This window comes from Streptomyces sp. NPDC048331 (assembly GCF_043201215.1).
Classification (GTDB): domain Bacteria; phylum Actinomycetota; class Actinomycetes; order Streptomycetales; family Streptomycetaceae; genus Streptomyces.
Window position 1 is genome coordinate 19,821 of record NZ_JBICYT010000041.1, and the last position, 20,953, is coordinate 40,773.

The 20,953-nt window shown below is 72.8% G+C and carries 21 protein-coding genes and 1 pseudogene; 7 read left to right on the plus strand and 15 right to left on the minus strand.

Annotated features, from left to right (window positions below; translation table 11 throughout):
* Positions 1-9: 9 nt before the first annotated feature.
* Positions 10-1,182 carry an acyl-CoA dehydrogenase family protein gene (locus tag ACGFYY_RS35555; RefSeq protein WP_365275703.1) on the minus strand — a complete coding sequence of 391 codons (1,173 nt, stop codon included), beginning with the start codon at positions 1,180-1,182 and terminating at the stop codon, positions 10-12.
* A 131-nt stretch (positions 1,183-1,313) separates the two neighbouring features.
* Positions 1,314-2,963, minus strand: coding sequence for an MFS transporter (locus ACGFYY_RS35560; protein ID WP_393715892.1), 1,650 nt, complete (start codon positions 2,961-2,963; stop codon positions 1,314-1,316).
* Between the two features lie 321 nt (positions 2,964-3,284).
* On the opposite strand from ACGFYY_RS35560, the gene ACGFYY_RS35565 reads away from it, so the two are divergent.
* Both ACGFYY_RS35565 and ACGFYY_RS35570 read left to right on the plus strand, forming a co-directional pair.
* Positions 3,285-4,394: a hypothetical protein gene (locus ACGFYY_RS35565; RefSeq protein WP_393715894.1), complete on the plus strand. Its 1,110-nt coding sequence runs from the start codon at positions 3,285-3,287 to the stop codon at positions 4,392-4,394.
* 241 nt (positions 4,395-4,635) lie between these two features.
* Positions 4,636-5,748, plus strand: a complete 1,113-nt coding sequence (locus tag ACGFYY_RS35570) for a phosphatase PAP2 family protein (RefSeq protein ID WP_393715896.1) — start codon at positions 4,636-4,638, stop codon at positions 5,746-5,748.
* 311 nt (positions 5,749-6,059) lie between these two features.
* Here the strand turns inward: ACGFYY_RS35570 and ACGFYY_RS35575 are convergent.
* From ACGFYY_RS35575 to ACGFYY_RS35585, 3 genes and pseudogenes are all read right to left on the minus strand, one after another.
* A pseudogene (locus ACGFYY_RS35575) lies at positions 6,060-7,013 on the minus strand (helix-turn-helix transcriptional regulator); the annotation flags it as partial.
* Positions 7,014-7,064: 51 nt separating this feature from the next.
* On the minus strand, positions 7,065-7,607 hold the full coding sequence (locus tag ACGFYY_RS35580; RefSeq protein ID WP_365275713.1) for a hypothetical protein: 543 nt from the start codon (positions 7,605-7,607) through the stop codon (positions 7,065-7,067).
* A 103-nt stretch (positions 7,608-7,710) separates the two neighbouring features.
* Positions 7,711-8,457, minus strand: a complete 747-nt coding sequence (locus tag ACGFYY_RS35585) for a transglycosylase family protein (RefSeq protein ID WP_393715898.1) — start codon at positions 8,455-8,457, stop codon at positions 7,711-7,713.
* Between the two features lie 296 nt (positions 8,458-8,753).
* On the opposite strand from ACGFYY_RS35585, the gene ACGFYY_RS35590 reads away from it, so the two are divergent.
* Entirely contained in the window at positions 8,754-9,560 is an 807-nt protein-coding gene (locus ACGFYY_RS35590) for a hypothetical protein (RefSeq protein ID WP_365281680.1), read from the plus strand.
* A 207-nt stretch (positions 9,561-9,767) separates the two neighbouring features.
* On the plus strand, positions 9,768-10,130 hold the full coding sequence (locus ACGFYY_RS35595; RefSeq protein WP_365279982.1) for a hypothetical protein: 363 nt from the start codon (positions 9,768-9,770) through the stop codon (positions 10,128-10,130).
* Positions 10,131-10,163: 33 nt separating this feature from the next.
* Here ACGFYY_RS35595 and der read toward each other — a convergent pair whose 3' ends face one another.
* The 5 genes from der to ACGFYY_RS35620 form a co-directional block, all read right to left on the minus strand.
* Positions 10,164-11,627: a ribosome biogenesis GTPase Der gene (gene der, locus ACGFYY_RS35600; protein ID WP_365279980.1), complete on the minus strand. Its 1,464-nt coding sequence runs from the start codon at positions 11,625-11,627 to the stop codon at positions 10,164-10,166.
* 76 nt (positions 11,628-11,703) lie between these two features.
* Positions 11,704-12,393, minus strand: coding sequence for a lysophospholipid acyltransferase family protein (locus ACGFYY_RS35605; RefSeq protein WP_393715902.1), 690 nt, complete (start codon positions 12,391-12,393; stop codon positions 11,704-11,706).
* Positions 12,348-13,055 (minus strand): (d)CMP kinase, encoded by a 708-nt coding sequence (gene cmk / locus ACGFYY_RS35610; RefSeq protein WP_393715904.1) that lies wholly within the window; start codon positions 13,053-13,055, stop codon positions 12,348-12,350. Before cmk ends, ACGFYY_RS35605 begins: the two co-directional genes overlap by 46 nt.
* Before the next feature lie 143 nt (positions 13,056-13,198).
* Positions 13,199-14,287 (minus strand): prephenate dehydrogenase, encoded by a 1,089-nt coding sequence (locus ACGFYY_RS35615; RefSeq protein ID WP_393715906.1) that lies wholly within the window; start codon positions 14,285-14,287, stop codon positions 13,199-13,201.
* Positions 14,288-14,419: 132 nt separating this feature from the next.
* Entirely contained in the window at positions 14,420-14,935 is a 516-nt protein-coding gene (locus ACGFYY_RS35620) for a YidB family protein (RefSeq protein ID WP_393715907.1), read from the minus strand.
* Between the two features lie 59 nt (positions 14,936-14,994).
* On the opposite strand from ACGFYY_RS35620, the gene ACGFYY_RS35625 reads away from it, so the two are divergent.
* From ACGFYY_RS35625 to ACGFYY_RS35635, 3 genes are all read left to right on the plus strand, one after another.
* Positions 14,995-15,336, plus strand: coding sequence for a DUF952 domain-containing protein (locus ACGFYY_RS35625; protein ID WP_393715909.1), 342 nt, complete (start codon positions 14,995-14,997; stop codon positions 15,334-15,336).
* Between the two features lie 81 nt (positions 15,337-15,417).
* The gene (locus ACGFYY_RS35630; protein WP_365279967.1) at positions 15,418-15,894 is read left to right on the plus strand and encodes a Rieske (2Fe-2S) protein; all 477 of its coding nucleotides are present in this window, start codon (positions 15,418-15,420) and stop codon (positions 15,892-15,894) included.
* Positions 15,895-15,922: 28 nt separating this feature from the next.
* Positions 15,923-16,603, plus strand: coding sequence for a DNA polymerase beta superfamily protein (locus ACGFYY_RS35635; RefSeq protein ID WP_393715911.1), 681 nt, complete (start codon positions 15,923-15,925; stop codon positions 16,601-16,603).
* Positions 16,604-16,648: 45 nt separating this feature from the next.
* Here ACGFYY_RS35635 and ACGFYY_RS35640 read toward each other — a convergent pair whose 3' ends face one another.
* The 5 genes from ACGFYY_RS35640 to pnuC are packed head-to-tail and all read right to left on the minus strand — an operon-like array spanning position 16,649 to position 20,830.
* Complete coding sequence (locus tag ACGFYY_RS35640; RefSeq protein ID WP_393715913.1) at positions 16,649-17,407, minus strand: DNA polymerase beta superfamily protein; 759 nt, start codon at positions 17,405-17,407, stop codon at positions 16,649-16,651.
* 3 nt (positions 17,408-17,410) lie between these two features.
* Positions 17,411-18,424, minus strand: a complete 1,014-nt coding sequence (locus ACGFYY_RS35645) for an ADP-ribosylglycohydrolase family protein (protein ID WP_393715915.1) — start codon at positions 18,422-18,424, stop codon at positions 17,411-17,413.
* On the minus strand, positions 18,421-19,149 hold the full coding sequence (locus ACGFYY_RS35650; RefSeq protein WP_393715917.1) for an NUDIX domain-containing protein: 729 nt from the start codon (positions 19,147-19,149) through the stop codon (positions 18,421-18,423). The genes ACGFYY_RS35645 and ACGFYY_RS35650 overlap by 4 nt, the downstream gene beginning before the upstream one ends.
* Positions 19,146-20,225 carry an AAA family ATPase gene (locus tag ACGFYY_RS35655; RefSeq protein ID WP_393715919.1) on the minus strand — a complete coding sequence of 360 codons (1,080 nt, stop codon included), beginning with the start codon at positions 20,223-20,225 and terminating at the stop codon, positions 19,146-19,148. Before ACGFYY_RS35655 ends, ACGFYY_RS35650 begins: the two co-directional genes overlap by 4 nt.
* Positions 20,222-20,830 carry a nicotinamide riboside transporter PnuC gene (gene pnuC, locus ACGFYY_RS35660; RefSeq protein ID WP_393715921.1) on the minus strand — a complete coding sequence of 203 codons (609 nt, stop codon included), beginning with the start codon at positions 20,828-20,830 and terminating at the stop codon, positions 20,222-20,224. Before pnuC ends, ACGFYY_RS35655 begins: the two co-directional genes overlap by 4 nt.
* Between the last annotated feature and the right edge of the window lie 123 nt (positions 20,831-20,953).

Below are 20,953 nucleotides of genomic sequence, written 5' to 3' on the forward strand. Positions count from 1 at the left end.
GCGGGGCACTCACCGGAAAGCGTCCAGGCCGGTGAGCGCCTTGCCCAGCACCAGCTGGTGCATCTCGACCGTGCCCTCGTAGGTGAGGACCGATTCGAGATTGGTGGCGTGCCGCATGACGGGGTATTCGAGCGAGATCCCGTTGGCGCCGAGGACGGTCCGCGCGGTGCGGCAGATCTCGATGGCCTCGCGGACGTTGTTGAGCTTGCCGAAGCTGATCTGCTCCGGCCGCAGGGTGCCCGCGTCCATGCGCCGGCCCAGGTGGTGGGCGAGCAGGATGCCCTTGTGGAGCTCCAGGGCCATGTCGGCCAGTTTGGCCTGGGTGAGCTGGAAGCCGCCGATCGGCTTGCCGAACTGTTCCCGCGTCCTCGCGTAGTCGAGCGCGGCCTCGAAACTGGCCCGCGCCGCGCCCATGGATCCCCAGATGATCCCGTACCGCGCGTGGCTGAGGCAGCCCAGCGGCCCCTTGAGCCCGGTGACCAGCGGCAGCACCGCGTCGGCGGGCAGCCGTACGTCGTCCATCACCAGCTCGCTCGTGACGCTGGCCCGCAGCGACCACTTGTGCTTGATCTCCGGCGCGGAGAACCCGGGGGTGTCGGTGGGCACCGCGAAGCCGCGGATCCCCTCGTCGGTCTGCGCCCACACCACGGCGACCGCCGCGACGGAACCGTTGGTGATCCACATCTTGCGGCCGTTCAGCACCCAGTCGGTGCCGTCGCGCTTGGCGTAGGTCCGCATCGCCGCGGGGTCCGATCCCACATCGGGCTCGGTCAGACCGAAGCAGCCGATCAGCTCGCCGGCGGCCATGCCGGGGAGCCAGCGCTGCTTCTGCTCCTCGGATCCGTACTTCCAGATCGCGTACATGGCGAGCGAGCCCTGTACCGACACGAGCGAGCGGATCCCGGAGTCGGCGGCCTCCAGCTCCAGGCAGGCGAGTCCGTACTGCACGGCACTGGCGCCGGCGCACCCGTAGCCCTGGAGGGACATCCCGAGCGCCCCGATGCCGCCGAGTTCCCGGGCCAGCTCGCGGATCCCGGGCAGCTCACCGCTCTCGTACCACTGCGCGATGTTCGGCAGCACCCGGTCGGCGGCCCAGGCGCGGACGGTGTCCCGGACGGCGAGGTCCTCGGGCCCGAGGAGCTCGTCGAGCCCGAGCGGATCATGGGGCAGGAACGCGGACACGGGGCCTCCCGGCGGCCTGAGAAAGAACCTAGCAGCGCAAGTTTTGCGCCCGACCGACGCTATTGGTCCCGGCCCCGCAAATCCAGCCCCCACCGACCCGGCAACGGCACCGCACACCACAGGGCCGAAGCTCAGCCCGCCTGCTCGACCGGGGTCGGACGCGCCTCGCTCTTGGTCTGCGCGGGCACCCGCACGACGGCCGACTCCTCGTCCGACGCAGCCGCCCCGCACTCCATCACCCGCGGCAACTTCAGCGCCATCACCGCCCCCGCCACCAACAACCCCGCACTCACCAGCAACGTCACATGCAGCCCGTGCACGAACGACTGCCGCGCCGCCGCGTACAGCGACGCCCCCGCCGGCCCCCCGAGGTGCGCGGCGATCTGGTAGGCCTCGCCCAGAGAATTCGCCGCGCCCGCCGAATCCGCCGCCGACACCCCCGGTACGCCCACGAGCCCCGGCCGGTACGCCGCGTTCATCACGCTGCCCAGCAGCGCGATGCCCATGCCCGCGCCCAGCTGGTACGAGGTCTCGCCGATCGAGGCCGCGCCGCCCGCGGTGGCCGCCGGGGCCTCGCTCAGCATCGACTCGTACGCGGCGAACAGCGTGGTCTGCAGCCCGAAGCCGAGCAGGATGAAGCCGATGGTCAGCAGGAGCGGGCGGTCCTGCTGGCCCATGAGCGTGAGCAGCAGCACGGCGAAGGCGGTCAGGGCGAAGCCCAGCGACACCATCGTGCGCGGCCCGACCCGGCTCAGGGTGTACGAGCCGGTGGCGCCCGCGGCCATGGCGGCGAAGGTCAGCGGCAGCAGCCGCAGACCGGTCTCCAGCGGGCTGAGGTTCAGCACCAGCTGCAGGTACTGGACGGCGATCAGCTCCAGGCCGACCAAGGCCAGCATGGCGAGGACGATGCACGCGACCGAGGTGGAGAAGGCGGCCCGCGAGAACATCCGCATGTCGATGAGCGGGTGCTCGCGCCGCTTCTGCCGCCGTACGAACAGCACGAGCAGCACCACGCCGATCAGCAGCGGGACCAGTGCCTCCACGTCGAGGAGTCGGCGCTCGGCGCCCAGGCGCTTGACCCCGAGCACCGCGCCGAGCACACCGGCGGCGGCCATCAGCGCGCCGAGCACGTCCCACGGGCCGTCGGCGGAACCGCGCGATTCCGGCAGCAGCCAGCGGCCGAGCGGCAGGATCAGTGCCATCAGCGGGATGTTGATGAGGAACACCGAGCCCCACCAGAAGTGCTGGACGAGGAAGCCGCCGAGCACCGGGCCGCCGGCCGCGCCGATGGCGGCGACGGCGGTCCAGATGCCGATGGCGAGCGCGCGCTCGCGCCGGTCGGGGAAGACCTGCCGCAGGATCGACAGGGTGGCGGGCATGATCATCGCGCCGCCGATGCCGAGCAGGGCGCGCGCGGCGATGAGGACCTGGGCGTTGTCGGCGAGGGCGGCTATCACGGAGGCCACGCCGAAGAGCCCGTAACCGAGGAGAAGGATGCGGCGCCGGCCGACCCGGTCGCCCAGGGTGCCGAAGAGGATGAGGAGCGAGGCGCAGACCAGCGGGTAGGCGTCGACGATCCACAGCAGCTCGATCGAGCCGGGGCGCAGGTCCTCGGTGACGGAGGGGACGGCGACGTGCAGGATCGTCGCGTCGAGCGCGACGAGGACCAGGCTGACGCAGAGCACCGCCAGGACGACCCAGCGGTTGGCCCCACCGGAGGCCGCGTGGAGCCGCCGCCAGGGCGAAGGGGTCCGGACCCCGGCCGCGTTCGTCCCCGACATGCATGTACCTCCCAGGTGATCCCTCGCGCTCGGCGGACCAGCGTCTTGTGGAGCCACGGGGGGTGGTGCGCTGTGCGGCGTCCAACGGGGTCCGGCATCGACACGCGAGTGAACGGTCAGCGTACGCGAGTTCGTCTGCCCGTCACGTGGTCAAGCTCTCATCCCGGCGGCGGCCCCGGTGTGGCGTATGCCACTCCCCCCACCTTCATCCTTCCCCCGTGTACACGCGCACTCACGGCCCGTGGTTTCCCGTCGCCGCGCCCGTCGGCACCGCTCCGGCCGCCGAGGGGGCCGAGGGCGACTCCACCGATAATCGTGTCTGTGGAAGATCTTGGATTTCGCCGGGCCGCACCCGCGCTGGCCGTGTTCGCGGCGGTCCGGCTGCTCGGGCTGACCGTGCTCGCGGTGTGGGGGGCGGTGGTCGGCAGCAGCCCGCACACCCTGCTGTCGGCCCGCTGGGACTCGCTCTGGTACGCCCGTATCGCCGCTGAGGGGTACGGGTACGAGGTGCTGCTCCCGAACGGGGACGTCCACTCGAACCTGGCGTTCTTCCCGCTGCTGCCGTGGCTGGAGCGGTTGGTGTCGGCGCCGACCGGGCTCTCGTACGGCTCCGCGGGTCTGGTGGTGTCGGTGATCGCGGGGTTCGCCGCGGCCTGGGGGATCTTCGCGGTGGCGGAGCTGGTCCACGGCCGCCGGGTCGGGGTGTTCGCGGTCGCCCTCTGGGCGGCGCTGCCGGTCGGGATCGTGCAGTCCATGGCGTACAGCGAGTCCCTGTTCACCGCCCTGGCCGCCTGGTCACTCCACTCGGCCCTGCGCGGACGGTGGCTGACGGCGGGGCTGCTCGCGGCCGGCGCCGGGTTGACCCGCCCGGTCGGTGCGGCGGTGGTCGCGGCGGTGTGGGTGGCCGCCGTTCTGGCCTGGCGGCGCGGGGAGCGGTCCTGGCGGACGGTCGCGGGAGCGCTGCTGGCTCCGGCGGGTGCGGCGGCGTACGTGCTGTGGGTCGGGGCGCGCACCGGAGGCGGGCTGTTGGGGTACCTGGACGTGCAGGGTGGCTGGGGCAACGGCTTCGACGGCGGCTGGGCGTTCGCGGGGTTCATCGGGGCGAAGCTGGCCTCGTCCGCGTTCCTCGCCGGGGTGGGGTTGATCGCGGGTGTCGTGCTGGTGCTCTGGCTGTACGGGAAGTGCGTACGGCAACGGCAGCCGGTGCCGCTGCTGGTGTACTGCGGGATCGTCGTGGCGCTGGCGTTGTGCGCGTCCGGGTACTTCGGTTCCAAGCCCCGGCTGCTGCTGCCCGCCTTCCCGCTGTGGCTGCCGCCGGCGGTGGCGCTGGCGCGGTGGCGGACCGGGCGGGCGGCCTCGGTGGTGGGTGCGCTGGCCCTGGCCTCCGCGGTCTACGGGGCGTTCTGGCTGAACGGCTCGGGCCCTCCATAGAGCCCCCACATCACGGAATGGATCATTCCGGTCCATCTTTCAGCAAAAGAAATGGCCTCCAGGGCAATAAAGTCCGGATAAGTGACCGAAACAATTGCCGGAGCAGTGGATCAAGAGGCGGCCAACCGCTGTCGAAATAGCGGGAATTAAGTCCCGCATGAGACCAACTCCACATCACATGGTCATCACAAAGCCCGTGATTCGCCCGGGCCGACCATCGCCGGGCGGTAACGTCGATTGAGTGCGTACCGACCAAATCCTGACCCGTCTGGAGCGGGTGTTCGCCCGGCTGGACCGGGAACCAGAGCGACCGGCTCATCTGCAAACCCCGCAGATGAGCCGGCACCGCGTCGTACTCCTGGGATCGACCCTCGCCTTCTATCTGGCGATCGTGGTCGCCGTGCTGACCACCTCCTGGCTGGTCCGCCTGGACTGGCAGATCATGTTCTTCCGGCCCTACGAGCAGTGGCCGCAGCTGCACGCCTTCCTCGACTACCTGGTCGTGCTGGGCCAGCGCGGACCCACCGCGGTCATGGTCGCCGCCTGGCTCGGCTGGCGCTCCTGGCGGCAGCACACCCTCCGCCCGCTGATCACCCTCGGCGTGGCGCTGCTGCTGCTCAACATCACCGTCGGGTCCGTCAAGCTCGGCCTCGGCCGGCTCGGCCCGCACTACGCCACGGAGATCGGATCCGCCGAACTCTTCGCCGGTGGCGATATATTCCCCTCCGGTCACACCGCCAACGCCGTGGTGACGTGGGGAATCCTGGCCTACCTGGCCTCCACCGGGGTCACCCGTCGGGTGCTGTCCGTGGTGTCCGCCGTCGTCTCGCTGAGCGTCGGCGCCACCACCGTGTACCTCGGCACCCACTGGGTCAGCGACGTCCTGCTCGGATGGTCCGCGGGCCTGCTGATCCTGCTGGCCCTCCCCTGGTTCGAGCCGCTCATCGCCCGGACCGAGACCTACGTCTTCGACGTGCGCGAGCTGTTGCGCCGCCGCGCCGAGACCGGACGGATGCCCGCCCCGGTCGTCGCCGCGCTCACCCCGCTGCTCTCGGCGGGCGGCAAGTGGCAGTTGCGGCCCACCACCGGGATCGCCGGCGCCCCCACCGGCGCCACCGAGGAGCGGGTCCCGCAGCCCCTCAAGGGCACCGTCGCCGCGGCGGCCACCACGGCGCCCACGACCGCCGTCGGCCCGCACTCCCCCGCCGCCCGGCCCGCCGTGCACCCGGCCGGCCGGCCGCACGTGATCCGCTCCGAGCGGACCCCCGTCACCCCGGTCGGCAGCCGCCGCCCGGCGCACACCGAACGGGCCGCCGCCCGGGGGGCCGCGGCCCGTCCCGTCGCCGGCGGCTGAGCACCACCGCGGGGCGGTACGCACCACCTTCACCCGCGACGTACGAAGGCGGGCCGGGTCCTCGGACCCGGCCCGCCTTCGCCGTTCGTCAGCGCCACGCCCGGACGTTCGTCCGTCCCGGGTCACGCTTGTGTCACAGAATATCAACAGCCGCAAATTGTTTAGCGGTCCGCGACACGCCCGGGGTTCAGACCGTTTGGAATTTGCTCCGAACACGACTGAATTCCTGTCGTGGATTGCCACGATCCCCTTGGCCCAGACCAGTTGAATCCCCCTCAGCTCCCCTACATTTCCTTCACTTCTCCGGCCTCCACGGCCCTCCCCAGGAGATCCCGCGCGGCCCTGATCCGGTCCGTCAGCTCGGGCGGCTCGACCACTTCGAACTCACAACCGATCAGCATGACGTGAATCACCAGAACGTCCAGACTCACCGCCCCGGTGCGCAACAGACAGCTCCGCTCGTCGACCGGTTCCAGGACCCCGTCGCTCGGCCCGACGATCTGTGCCGCGTCCTGCGCCGACACCTTCAGCCGCACCACCGCGCGGGCCGCGTACGCCCGCTGCGACACGCCCTCGGAGACATATGCGGCGAGGTCCTCGGCGGGCGGCGGGCGCGGGGCGAAGCGCGGTCCGTGCGGCGGCCGCGGCTCGATCCGGTCCGCGCGGAAGGTCCGCCACGCCTCCCGGTCCAGGTCCCAGGCCACGAGGTACCACCGCCGCTCGGTGCACACCAGCCGGTGCGGTTCGACGGTGCGGCGGCTGACGTCGCCCCGGTGGTCGCGGTACCCGAAGCGGAGCCGCTCCCCGTCCCGACAGACCGAGGCCAGCTCGGTCAGCACCGAGGGGTCCACGGTGGACCGCTGGGCGCCGCGCAGCATCGGTACGGTGAACTCGTTGAGCGCGGACACCCGGCGGCGCAGCCGCGACGGCAGGACCTGCTCCAGCTTCGCGAGGGCTCGTACGGAGGCCTCCCCGATGCCCTCGACCCCGTGCCCGGCGGCGGTGCGCAGGCCCACGGCGACGGCCACGGCCTCGTCGTCGTCCAGCAGCAGCGGCGGCAGCTCGGCCCCCGCGCCCAACTGGTAGCCACCGCCCGTACCGGGGCTGGCGTTCACCGGGTAGCCGAGCTCCCGCAGCCGGTCGACGTCACGCCGGACCGTCCGGGCGGTGACCCCGAGCCGGTCGGCGAGGTCGGCCCCGGTCCATTCGCGGTGGGCCTGCAGCAGGGACAGCAGGCGCAGCAGTCGTGCGGAGGTGTCGAGCATCCCCCGAGTCTGCCGGCGCGCCCGGACGGTCCGCGCCGCGACCGGATGGGCTCAGCAGACCAGCGGTGGCGTCTCGGCGCCGCTGAGTTCGACGAGCGAGCAGAGGGTCCTCACGGAGACCTTCCAGACGCCGTCCTCGAACTCCACGGTCCCCTTGCTGCCGGGCAGCACCGTCTCGTCGCCGACCTTCAGGTCGTAGGTCACCTGGGCCTCGGTGGGTGAGGTGAAGGTGACGTCGGTGACCTCGACGGAGGTCTTGGCCGCCTCGGCACCGGCCGAGAACCCGTCCAGCAACACCGTGAGCAGCTCGCCGTGCTGGAGCAGCTCGGCCTTCTCGTCGGTCGGGGTCTTGGGGTCGAAGAAGGCGGTCCAGTTCTTCTCGATCTGCTCCTTGGCCGCCTCGGGATCCGCGGGCCCCTCCGCGGCGGGGAGGAACAGGACCGCGGCGGAGGGCGGGCCCTGGGCCGCGGCCGCCCCGGCGGGCGAGGACCACCCCACGACCGCCGGTACGGCCAGCAGGAGCGCGGCCGCCGCGCAGGCCGTGGCACGTGCGGGTGCGCGTCGGTGTGCGCCTGGCTGTCCGCTCCGGAGCATCTGCCTCACCACCGGGAGTCCGAGCGAGCCGTTCGGCTCGTCGTCTCCAGGGTCGGCGCCCTCACGGCATCGCGCAACGCGCGGACGGGCCCGGGCGCCCCGGTCAGGGGCGCGGGGACGGTGCCGGGGCCGGTGCGAGGGCCGGGGCGGGTACGGGTGCCGGTGCGACCGGCACCGCGGTCGGGGTGGTGGCCGGCGCGGGCTTCGGCGCGGGCTTCGGCCCGGCCGGGGCCGGCGGCGGGGCGGCGGGCTCCGAGGTCGGGACGACCAACAGCATGCCCACCACGAGGGCCTCCGGCTTCGGCCCGATCCGCTCCCGGTTCGCCTCGTACAACGCCGACCATCCGCCCCGGACGCGGTGCTTGCGGGCGATCGACACCAAGGTGTCGCCGGCGCGCACCGCGTGCATCCGCCCGGCCAGCCCGTACCGCTTGGAGCACACCGGCCACGCGTTCCAGCCCTGCGCGCCGAGGACCTCCTCCGCGACCCGGATCTGCTGCACGCGCGTGGCCAGGTCGGCTCGTTTCGCGAACGCCGACCCGCCGAACTCCTCCCACGTCGGCTGCCAGAACTGCAGCCCGCCGTAGAAGCCGTTGCCGGTGTTCACCGCCCACCGCCCGCCGCTCTCGCAGTCGGCCACGCAGTCCCAGGGCCACTCCCCGCCCGGTCCGCAGTCCCCCGGCCCGTCGCCGATCACCCCGGGCGAGCCCGGGTGCGCCGCCCCGGCCGGGCCGGGCGCCGGTGGCGGCGGAGCCGCGGCTGCCGGGCCGGGGGGTGGTGCGAGCGCCAGCACGGCGGCGAGCGCGACGGCGCCGCCGAAAGCGGCCCGCCAGGTCCGGTGGTGGGGCATCGGGTCACGCTACGCAGCCACGTGCCGCCCTCTTCGACCCGCCACGCGGTGGATCACCGCGCCCCACCCGGTCGGCTGACCGTCGACACCACCTCAAACGGCCACACCTGGGCATCAACTGAGCACAACCTACGCACAGTTGGCATCAAAGCGAAGCTCCGATCGGACGGTTCACCCTTCCGGGGGCCCGGTTCGAATCCGTTCCCTCAAATGGCGTGACCCCGGCCGCCGCTCGGCCGTTGAGCCCGGCGAGCCGGGAGCCTCCCGGACCCGCACCTATGCCGAGGAGCCACCCCGTGCCGCGCATGCTCGACGTCAGTGATGAGGTACGTGCCGAGATCGGTGACGAAGAAGCCGACAGGCTGCTCGTCGGCGAAGACGCGCCGCGCAGTTACGACTGCACCTCCTGCCGCACCCCGGGCGACCCCGAGAACGACCGCACCAGCACGGTGCTGTTCGTCGGCGAGGAGACCGCCGTCCTCGCTTTCGCCCACGCCACCTGCATCCCCTCGCAGGTGGTCTCGGTCTCCGAGGAGCAGCTCCAGGGCGCCGTCCGCAGCATCACCGGTGACAGCCCGGCCGGCGCCGGCGGTCCCGGCGTCGCCCCGCAGAACGTCTCCGGCGGCCAGGCCGTCCTCGGCATCACCAGCGGCCTGATCCTGATCGCCGGAGAGCTGCACCCCGCCCTGGTCGTCGAGCCGACCGCGCCCATCGCCCGCCCCGGCAGCGACGGCCCCGGCGACGACTTCCTGCCGCTCCTCATCGAGCAGGGCTTCATCCCCGTCACCGACACCTCCGAGGTCCCCACCCTCCTCGGCGGCTGGTCGGTCCTGCTCGCCGCGGGCCAGCTGCACGCCGTGCTGCAGCCGGGCAACGACGGCGGTCAGGTCGCCTGGTGGCAGGCCCACCAGGCGCTGTCGGTCACCGACGGCTGGCGGGCCGCCGTCAACAAGACCCAGCGCGTGCTCATCTACGCCGCCCCGGTCGGCTCCATCGGCCAGCAGCCCCGTGAGGACCTGCTGCGCGACGCGTTGGACAAGGCCGCCGCCGCGGGCAAGCTCGTGGCCGCCGCGATGCCGCTGGCGGGTACGCCCGGCGCCTGATCCAGCCGGTACGGAACGGCCGCCCAGCCCCCTGCCGAGGGGGCCGGGCGGCGTGCGCCGGGGGTGTGCGGTCCGTCCCGCACACCCCCGGCGATCTGTGTTTCAGCCCCTGTCACCCCGCATCCGCAGAGCGCCGGTTTCGTTGGCTGGTACGTGCATTCATACGACTCCTCCCGCGCCCCGTCCTATCCGAGCACCGTCCCCGCGATGCGTCCCGCACGGGACCGGGACCCCTCACCGGCCGTCTCGCACACCCCGATCTACGACACGCTGTACTCGGAGTACCTGCGGGCCTTCCGGGCGCTGCCGGGCGACCGTACGGGCGAGGAGGACCACGGGTTCACGTCCTTCTCCTACGGGGGCTCGTACACGAGCGGCACGTCGTACGGCAGCGGCTACAACGGCTCCGCGTGGCAGCGCGTCGACGGCTGGCAGCCCTCGTACACCCCGCAGCCGCAGCCCGCGTACTCGTACGCGGGGAGCCCCGCATACACCGACGGGCGGCAGCACCAGACCGGGATGACACACATCCCGGCGGCCCTGCCGCCCGCTCCGCGCCGGGGCTACTGACCCCGCGAGTCCGCCGGACTCCTCGCCCGGCTGCTACTTCTTCTTCTTGTACTGGGCGCCGCGCTTCTCGCGCACCCGCACCGAGATGTGGATCGGGGTGCCGTCGAAGCCGAACTCCTCGCGCAGGCGGCGCTCGATGAAGCGCCGGTAGCCGTGCTCCAGGAAGCCGGAGGCGAAGAGGACGAACCGCGGCGGCTTGCTGCCCGCCTGGGTACCGAACAGGATGCGGGGCTGCTTGCCGCCACGGATCGGGTGCGGGTGGGCGGCGACGACCTCACCGAGGAAGGCGTTCAGCCGGCCGGTGGGGACGCGCGTCTCCCAGCCCGCCAGGGCCGTCTCGATCGCCGGGACCAGCTTCTCCATGTGACGGCCGGTGAGCGCCGAGACGTTCACCCGGGGCGCCCAGGAGACCTGCTGCATCTCGGTCTCGATCTCGCGCTCGAGGTAGTAGCGGCGCTCCTCGTCGAGCTCGTCCCACTTGTTGTAGGCGATCACGATCGCGCGACCGGCCTCGACGGCCATCGTGATGATGCGCTGGTCCTGGACGCTGATGCTCTCGGTGGTGTCGATCAGGATGACCGCCACCTCCGCCTTCTCGACGGCCGCGGCGGTGCGCAGGGAGGCGTAGTAGTCGGCACCCTGCTGCAGGTGGACCTTCTTGCGGATACCGGCGGTGTCGACGAACTTCCAGGTGATGCCACCGAGTTCGATCAGCTCGTCGACCGGGTCGCGGGTGGTGCCGGCCAGCTCGTTGACGACGACGCGGTCCTCCTTCGCCACCTTGTTGAGCAGCGAGGATTTGCCGACGTTCGGGCGGCCGATGAGCGCGATGCGGCGGGGGCCGCCGGGGGCGGCGCCGCCGAAGGTCTGCTCGGGGGCCTCGGGCAGGGCCTCCAGGACGGCGTCGAGCATGTCGCCGGTGCCGCGGCCGTGCAGCGAGGAGACCGGGTGCGGCATGCCGAGGCCCAGCGACCACAGGGAGGCCGCGTCGGACTCGCCGCTCTGGCCGTCGACCTTGTTGGCGCACAGCACGACGGGCTTGCCCGCCTTGCGCAGCAGCCGGACGACGGCCTCGTCGCTGTCGGTGGCGCCGACCTTGGAGTCGACGACGAAGACGACCGCGTCGGCCGCCTCGATGGCGTACTCGGCCTGGGCGGCGACGGCTGCGTCGATGCCGAGGACGTCCTGCTCCCAGCCGCCGGTGTCGACGACCTTGAAGCGGCGGCCGGCCCACTCGGCCTCGTACGTGACGCGGTCGCGGGTGACGCCGGGCTTGTCCTCGACGACCGCCTCGCGGCGGCCGATGATCCGGTTCACCAGGGTCGACTTGCCGACATTGGGGCGGCCGACGACGGCGAGGACGGGAAGCGGGCCGTGCCCGGCCTCCTCGATCGCGCCTTCGACCTCTTCGATGTCGAAGCCCTCTTCCGCGGCGAGCTCCATGAACTCCGCGTACTCGGCGTCGCCAAGTGCTCCGTGGTCGTGCTGGTCGTTCATGAAGTCCGTTCCTCGTCGTTCGTGGTGGTCGGTGGTACCCGCGCAGCGCGGTTCCACTACTGGTTTCAAGTCTCGCTCAGCGCCCGGTCAGGCGCTTGGCGTCGGCCAGGTGGGCGGTCAGCCGGTCCTGGATGCGTACGGTGGCCTGGTCCAGGGCGGTACGGGTACGGCGGCCACTGCCGTCGCCCGCGTCGAAGGCCGAGCCGAAGACGACGTCGACCCGGCTCTTGAGGGCCGGCAGGCCCTTGACGACCCGCCCCGGGGTGTCCCCGCTGCCCAGCACGGCCACGGGGACGATGGGTGCGCCGCTGCGGACCGCGAAGTACGCGAGGCCCGCGCGCAGCGAGGCGAAGTCGCCCTCGCCCCGGGTGCCCTCGGGAAATATCCCCAGGGCCCCTCCGTTGTCGAGCACGCCCAGGGCGCGGCCGATGGCCGTCCGGTCGGGGCCGCCGCGGTCGACCTTGACCTGCCCGATCCCTTCGAGGAAGGGGCCGAGCGGGCCCACGTACGCTTCCTTCTTGATCAGGAAGTGCAGCGGCCTGGGCGCGGTGCCCATGACCATGGGGCCGTCGATGTTGTGCGAGTGGTTCACGGCGAGGATGACGGGGCCCGAGGCGGGCACCTTCCAGGCCCCCAGTACGCGCGGCTTCCAGAGCCCGTACATGAGCCCGATGCCGATGCGCCTGCCGACCGCCGCACCCTTGAGGGAGGGCGCATGGCTCACTTGCGGCCCGCCCGCTTCTCCTCCACCAGCGTCACGACGCATTCGATCACCTGGTCGAGCGTGAGCTGGGTGGTGTCCACCTCGACGGCGTCGTCGGCCTTGGCCAGCGGGGAGGTCTTGCGGCCGGAGTCGGCCGCGTCGCGCTTGATCAGCGCCTCCTTGGTGGCCGCGAGGTCGGCGGCCTCCTTGCCGCGGAGCTCGCCGCTGCGCCGGGCGGCGCGCGCCTCGGCGGAAGCGGTCAGGAAGATCTTGAGGTCGGCGTCGGGCAGGACGGTGGTGCCGATGTCGCGGCCCTCGACGACGATCCCGTCGGCCTCCTGGGCCGCCTCGGCGGCGATGGAGCGCTGCAGGTCGGTGATCAGGGTGCGCACCTCGGGGACGGCGCTGACGGCGCTGACCTTCGAGGTGACCTCCTGGGTCCGGATGGGACCGGCGGCGTCGAGGCCGTCCACGGTGATGGTGGGGGCGGCCGGGTCGGTGCCGGACACGATGGTGGGCTTGCCCGCGGCGATGGCGATGGCCTGCGGGTCGTCGGTGTCGACGCCGTTGGTGATCATCCACCAGGTGATGGCCCGGTACTGGGCGCCGGTGTCCAGGTAGCGCAGCCCGAGCTTGGCGGCCACGGCCTTGGAGGTGCTGGACTTGCCCGTGCCGGAGGGACCGTCGATGGCGACGATCACGGCGGACGGAGCTGCGGTTTCCACGGTGCGGGCACCTTCCTGGTTGCGCGTACGTGTCCGGGCGCGGCAAAGCGCCCCTCCCCAAGGTTACCGGCCCCGGACGGCCCCCGTCCCCGCCGTGTGTTCCGGGGGCCGGCGGACCCCGGGGAGGGGGCTGCCGGTCGGCGCTACTGCCGGCGCAGCGCCCAGCCCCGCTCGCGCAGCTCGGCGGTGAGGCCGGGCACCGCCCGCGGCTCCACCATGAGCTGGACGAGGCCGGCCTGCTGGCCGGTCGCGTGCTCGATCCGTACGTCCTCGATGTTGACCCCGGCCCGGCCGGCGTCGGCGAAGATCCGGGCGAGCTCGCCGGGCTGGTCGCTGATGAGGACGGCCACCGTCTCGTAGACCGTGGGCGCCGCGCCGTGCTTGCCCGGCACCCGGACCCGGCCCGCGTTGCCGCGGCGCAGCACGTCCTCGATGCCGGCGGCGCCGCCGCGCCGCTTCTCCACGTCGGCGGACTGCAGGCCGCGCAGTGCCTCCACGGTCTCCTCCAGGTCGGCGGCGATCCCGGCGAGGACGTCGGCCACCGGTCCCGGGTTGGCCGACAGGATCTCCACCCACATCCGCGGGTCGGAGGCCGCGATCCGGGTCACGTCGCGGATGCCCTGCCCGCACAGCCGCACCGCCGTCTCGTCGGCCTCCTCCAGTCGGGCCGCGACCATGCTGGAGACCAGCTGGGGGGTGTGCGAGACAAGCGCCACCGCACGGTCGTGGGCGTCGGCGTCCATCACCACGGGTACGGCGCGGGAGAGGGCCACCAGCTCCAGCGCGAGGTTGAGCACCTCGTGGTCGGTGTCCCGGGTGGGGGTCAGCACCCACGGGCGGCCCTCGAAGAGGTCAGCGGTGGCGGCGAGCGGCCCGGACTGCTCCTTGCCGGCCATCGGGTGCGTTCCGATGTAGGCGGTGACGTCCACGCCGAGCGCGGCCAGCTCCCGCCGCGGCCCGCCCTTGACGCTGGCCACGTCCACGTAGGCGCGCGCGACGCCGCGCCCGATCAGGTCGGCCAGGGTCGCGGCCACGTGGGCCGGCGGTACGGCGACGATCGCGAGGTCGACCTGCTCCTGCGGGGGCTCGTCGGTGCCGGCCCCGAGGGCGGCCGCCGTACGGGCCCGGTCCGGGTCGTGGTCGGCGAGGTGGACGGTGATGCCCCGGGCGGACAGGGCAAGCGCCGCGGAGGTGCCGATCAGTCCGGTTCCGATGACGACGGCGGTTCTCACGAGGCACTCCCAGGGGACGAAAAGGCGAGCTGACGGACTGTCCGGCCAGGGTATCCAGCACCCGCGGCACGAAGGCCCGACCGCCCATCCCGTGGGACGGCGGCCGGGCCCCGGTGCACCGCTGCCGGGCGGTCAGAGGTTCTGCGCCCGGATGATCTCCTCCAGCGAACCGGACGGGAGCTGCCCTTGCGGGCTCAGCTTGTCGACGGCCGTCGGTAGCGCCTGGGCGATCTGGTCGGCGGCCTCCTCCGGGCTGACGCCGGCCTGCGCGGCCGCCTTCCGCAGGGCCTCGTCGGGCAGCGCCTCGGCGATCTGGGCGCCGCTGACCGACCGGTTGTCACCGGTGCCGATCCAGGACTGGGCCTGGTCGGCGAGCCCGGACCTGGTCAGCATGTCCATCAGTCCGCCGAGCGGGTTGCTCCCGCCGGCCTGGGAGCCGCCGGACCCGCCCATCAGGGCGCCGAGCAGCGCGCCGAGGATGTCGCCACCTCGGGCGCCGCCGCTCCCGCCCTGGCCGCCGCTCCCGCCCAGGAGGCCGCCGAGCAGAGAGCCGAGGTCGTTACCCGCCATCGTCATGCCTTTCGCAGGGGGGCCGGGCCGCGCGGAGCGCTTCGTACCCGGCGTCGGAACACGGACAATGTCACTCATGGTCGACAGTGCCGCCACCTGGCGCACACGCCCGCGCCCGCTGCGGTAGAACGATCCGCATGATCTTCCACATCGTCCCGCTCACCGACTGGACCGCCGCGCCCGAGCTCCCGTACGCCCCGGCCTCGCTGGAGGCCGAGGGGTTCGTCCACTGTTCGGCGGACCGCCCCACCGCCCTCGCGATCGTCGACGCGCACTACCGGGCGGTACCGGGGATCCTGCTCGCGGTGGAGCTCGACGAGGGCGCGCTGACCGCCGAGGTCCGCCGGGACGGTGATTCCGGCGGGCGCTACCCGCATGTTTTCGGCCCACTGAACCGGGAGGCCGTGATCCACGTGTGGGAGGTCGTACGCACACCCGGCAGCCCTGCCTCACTGGCCCCATGGGAACCGGGCCGATGAACCGGCGCGGCAGGCTTCACCTGAGGCCCGCCGCAGGCCAGGATGCTGCACGCCATCCGGCCACGAAGCGAGGAGAGACTCATGAGCGACCTCACGCACACCGCCCGGCGCACGGTACTGACGATCGGCGCGGCCACCCTGGCCGGCGGCGCGATCACCGCCTGCGGCGGTGGCGGCGCCGAGAAGGCCTCCCCGGGGGAACCGAACGACCCGGCCGTCGAGCCCGCGGCCCCGGCCGCCCCCGCCACCCCGGACGCGGGAGCGGCGGACAAGGCCCTCACCAAGAAGGCGGACGTGCCGGTGGGCGGCGGCAAGGTCTTCAAGGAGGAGAAGGTCGTGGTCACCCAGCCCAAGGCCGGCACCTTCAAATGCTTCACGGCGGTCTGCCCCCACCAGGGCTGCCTGGTCAACAAGGTGGAGGACGGCACCATCGACTGCCCGTGCCACAACAGCAAGTTCGCGATCGCCGACGGTGCGGTGACCAAGGGTCCGGCCACCAAGGGGCTGGCGGAGAAGAAGATCAAGGTGGCGGCGGACGGCAATATCTCGCTGGCATAGCGGCAGGTCAGGAGCCTACGCTCGCCGGATGGACGATCTGACGCTGGTACGGGACCACACGGTCTACCGGTGTGTGATGGGCTCCCGGGCGTTCGGGCTGGCGACGGAGGCGAGCGACACCGACCTGCGCGGTGTCTACCTCGCCCCGACGCCGCTGTTCTGGCGGTTCGAGAAGCCCCCCACGCACGTGGAGGGCCCGCGGGAGGAGGAGTTCTCCTGGGAGCTGGAGCGCTTCTGCGGTCTCGCCCTGCGGGCCAACCCGAACATCCTGGAGTGCCTGCACTCCCCGCTGGTGGAAGAGGTCACCCCGGTCGGCGAGGAGCTCCTCTCCCTCCGCGGGGCCTTCCTCTCGCGCCGGGCCCACACCAGCTTCAGCCGGTACGCGGCCTCCCAGCGCGGCAAGCTCCTCGCGGACGTCCGTGTCCACGGCGCCCCGCGCTGGAAGCACGCCATGCACCTGCTGCGCCTGCTGCTGTCCTGCCGTGACCTCCTGCGCAGCGGCCGGCTGACCGTCGACGCCGGCCCGTACCGCGACCGCCTGCTCGCGGTCCGCCGCGGCGAACTCACCTGGGAGGAGGTCGACGCCTGGATGGCCCGCCTCCAGGAGGAGACGGAGTCGGCCCTGGCCTCCACCGCGCTGCCCGCGGAACCGGACCAGGCCCGGGTGCAGGACTTCCTGGTCCGCGCCCGGCGCGCGTCGGCCGCGTAGCGTCGTTCGCGCTGCGTCGATCGCGCCGGCGCCGTCGCGCCGACGTCAGTCGCCCACGGTCCGCCGGCGTACGACGAACTCGTCGAGCGCGTCGTACGCCGACACCCGCTCGGGCAGCGCGGACCCGGCCTGCGCCGCGTCCAGCACCGCGTGCAGCGTCTCGATGTCCTGGCGCACGTCGCCGACCGGCGGGCCCGCGTAGCCCCCGTACTCGGCGGCCACCTTGGCCTCGATCAGGTCGGCGAGGTACGGGGGCGCCTCCGGCACCTCGGCGAGCAGGGTCGGCAGGTGCGCCTGCACCTCGCCCGACCGCATGAGGTGGATGCCGGTGAGCAGCGCCCGGAACGCGTAGAGCAGCGGTTTGAGTTCGGCGACCTTCTCGAAGAGCCGCCACTGGGTGCCGGCGAACCCGCGGTAGTGGTGGGCGTGGTGGGAGGTCAGTACGCCGGGGGCCAGCGCGACGAGTTCCTCGTGGGCCGCCGTCGTGTGGACCACGAGCGGGGAGAGCAACTGCTCCAGGACGTAGCCGTTGTGGTTCAGCATCAGGCGGACGAACTTGCGCAGGTCGTGCGTGACGAGGTCCATCTCCACGTCGTCCCGGTCCCACATGCGACTGCGGGTCTCCTCCGGCGTGCCCAGGCCCAGCAGGTCCCCCGCCGGGAGCAGGTGGGCGCCGCGCAGGTCGATGTCGGAGTCCCGGGACGGGAAGCCGTACAGGTGCGCGCCGGAGACCGTGGCGAAGAGCAGCGGGTCGGGCTGCTCCGCCACGACGGGGGTCAGGTCGATACTCAGTGCGTCCAGCATGGATCAAGCATCCCAGAGGGTGCCGAAAGCCAGGAGTTCGTCCCGGTACTCGATGCGGCCCTCCCACTCGCGGGGCCAGACGTCCGCGCCGAGGTGGGCTCCGGCGAAGGCGCCGGCGAGGCAGGCGATGGAGTCGGAGTCACCGCGCGTGCAGGCGGCCCGGCGCAGCGCCGTCAGCGGTTCCTCGGGGAAGAGCAGGAAGCAGTGCAGGGCGGTGGCGAGGGCCTCCTCGGCGATCCAGCCGTCACCCGTGGCCAGGCAGGGGTCGGTCTCCGGGGAGGGGGACCGCAGGGCGGCCGCCAGCCGCTCCAGGACCGCCAGGCAGTCGTCCCAGCCGCGGGCCATGAAGGACTCCGGGGAGGCGTCGGACGCGGTCCGCATCCACAGGTCACCGAGCCAGCGCTCGTGGTAGCGGGTGCGGTTCTCCAGGGCGTACGAGCGCAGCCGTCCGACGAGCCCCGTCACTTCGGTGCCCTCTGCCAGCAGGTACACCGCCCGCGCGGTCAGGTCGGAGGCGGCGAGCGCCGTGGGGTGGCCGTGGGTGAGGGCGGACTGGAGCTGCGCGGCGCCGGCCCGCTCCTCCTCGGTCCAGTCCGGCACGAGTCCGACCGGGACCACGCGCATGTTGGCGCCGCAGCCCTTGGAGCCGATCTGGCTGGCGTCGCGCCAGTCCCGTTCCGGGGTGTCCAGCAGCTGACAGGCCGTCATGCAGGTGCGGCCCGGGGCCCGGTTGTTCTCCGGGGAGTGGTACCAGTCGACGAACTCCTCGCGGACCGGCCGGGTCAGGCGCAGCGGGCCGACCCGGCCCCGGTCCGCCGCCGTGCGCATGCCGCGGGCCAGGGCGAGGGTCATCTGGGTGTCGTCGGTGACGATCGCGGGGCGCGGGAGGCTCATCTCGCGCCAGGGGCCCGTCTTGGCCAGGATCGAGGGCACGTCGTTGAACTCGGTCGGGAAGCCGAGGGCGTCCCCGAGGGCCAGGCCGATCATGGCGCCCGTCGCGGCTCGCTTGGTCGTCATCGGGTGGTTCCTTCCGGTCGCAGCAGGGGTGGGTGGAGGGTGGTGGCCGGGCCGGGCCGGTAGAGGGCGGCCGGTTTGCCGCGGCCGCCGGTCAGTCGGGCGGCGCCCGGTACGGCCTCGAGGAATCCCGGTGTCGCCAGGACCTTGCGGCGGAAGTTGGGGCGGTCGAGGGTGGTGTTCCAGACGGTCTCGTAGACGGACTGCAGCTCGCCGAGGGTGAACTCGGGCGGGCAGAAGCCGGTGGCCAGGCAGGTGTACTCCAGCTTGGCGCCGATCCGCTCGCGGGCGTCCGCCAGGATCACCGCGTGGTCGAAGGCGAGCTCCGGGACGTCTTCCACGGCCAGCCAGCGGGCGTGGGCCGCGTCCCCGCCGCCCTCGGCCGCGGGCTCCGGCAGGTCGGGGACGAGGGCGGTGAAGGCCACCGAGACCACCCGCATCCGGGGGTCGCGGTCCGGTTCGCTGTAGGTGCGCAGCTGCTCCAGGTGGAGCGCGGCGACGAGTTGCTCCGGCAGGCCGGTCTCCTCGGCCAGTTCGCGCCGGGCCGCGGTCTCGGCGGACTCCCGCGGCAGGACGAACCCGCCGGGCAGTGCCCAGGCCCCGGCGTACGGTTCCTGGCCGCGCCGGATCAGCAGCACGTGCAGGGCGCCGGCGCGGACGGTGAACACGGCCAGGTCGACGGTCACCGCGAACGGTTCGAAGGCGTAGGGGTCATAGCCGGCGGTCATCGGTTCTCCGGAAGGGGGTCGGTGAAGTGCCAGCCCTCGGCCAGCAGTCCGTCCACGGCCCGGACGGCCGTCTCCAGCCGGGCCGCCCGGTCCCCGCGCACGACCAGGAAACGCCTCCCGGTGCGCTCCAGTTCCGCCCGGAACCGCTCGGTCATCCAGGGCCGCAGCTGTGGCCCGTCCCGCAGTCCGTCGTCCTCGAAGGGCACGTCGGTGTGGTCGGTGAGCAGGTACAGGTCCCGCCGGGTGAGGTCGGCGATCCGCTCGACCTCGTCGTTGCGGCCGCCCATGTACCGCTCGTGCCAGATGCCGGTCGCGAAGGAGTCGGTGTCGCAGAAGAGCACGGGCGAGCCGAGCCGGGCGGCGTGTTCCTCGTCCGCGTCCTGGTGGCGGGCGATGAGCGGGAACTCCTCGGAGGTGAAGGACACGTCCGCCCAGGAGGCGGCCGGGTCGGAGGCGCGGGCCGCCGCCAGCTTCTCCTCGCTGAACCGGCGCCCGTACTCGGCGACCCAGCCGGTCTTGGCCCATACGCCGCCGCGGCGGCGGTAGTGGTCCGCGAGGGCCCGGGACAGGGTGGTGGTCCCGGTGGACTCGGCGCCGAGGACGACGACCCGCCGGGTGAGGGCGGCCCGGACGGCCGGACCGAGGAACTCCCAGGAGCCGGCCGGGTCCCGGCGTACCGCCGTCCCGGACACGGGGAACAGGGTGCGTTCGCGGTCCACCAGGACCTCCTCGGCGCCGAACCGGCGGGCGAGTTCGCTCCCGTACTCCTCCGAGGTGAAGACGGCGTCCACCTTCCCGGGGACCGCGCCGCGGAAGACGGCCATGTGGGCCTCCCAGATCTCCGGGTCGTGCAGGTCGACGGGGATGTCGTCCACCGCGCCGACGATCTCGGCCCCGGGGTGCGCCTCGCGCATCCAGGCGACCCGGTCGGCGAGCGGGACCGATTCCACGGAGGCCGCGCACACCAGGACGGTCAGCCGCTCGCACTGGTCCTGGGCGGTGCGCACGAGGTGGTGGTGGCCGGCGTGCGGCGGGTAGAACTTGCCGAGGACCAGGCCGTGCCCGTGGCGTCTCATGCCGTCGCCTCCGCCGCCGTACGGGCGCCGCGCGCCGGCAGCGTGCGGCGCCAGCCGAGGAGTCCGACCACGCACAGGGCGAGGAAGCCCACGTAGAGCGCGGAGGTCAGGTAGAGGCCCTTGTAGGCGTAGAGCGGGATGTAGACGAGGTCGGCGGCGATCCACAGCCACCAGGACTCGACGAGCTTGCGGCACTGCCCGTAGGTGGCGGCGAGCGAGAGCCCGGTGGTCAGCGCGTCCCAGAAGGGGACGGTCGAGTCGGTGGCCCGGCTCAGCAGCAGGGTGAGGGCGAGCACCCCCACCGCCCCCGCCGCGGCGAGCACGGCCCATTCGGTGCGTGTGGTGCGGCGCACCGGCAGGGCCTCGGCGGTTCCTGGTCCACCCCCGTGGGTCCAGGACCACCAGCCGTACGCGGCGAGGGCGATGAAGACGATCTGGAGCCCGGCGTCGGCGTAGAGGCCGGCCTGGGCGAAGAGCACGATGAAGAAGATGTTGTTGGCGATGCCGATCGGCCAGTTGGCCACGTGCTGCCGGGCGACCAGCCAGACGCACAGGGCGCCGGTGGCGAATCCGAGCACCTCGGTCCAGCTCATGGTCCAGCTCATGACGACCCCCCTCGGGCTCTTTAATAGTCATGTTGACTATAAACAAGGCCGGGGGTTCCCGACAAGCAGAAAACCCGCGGCGCCCGAAAGGGCACCGCGGGTTTTCCTTGATCGTGCCGGCCG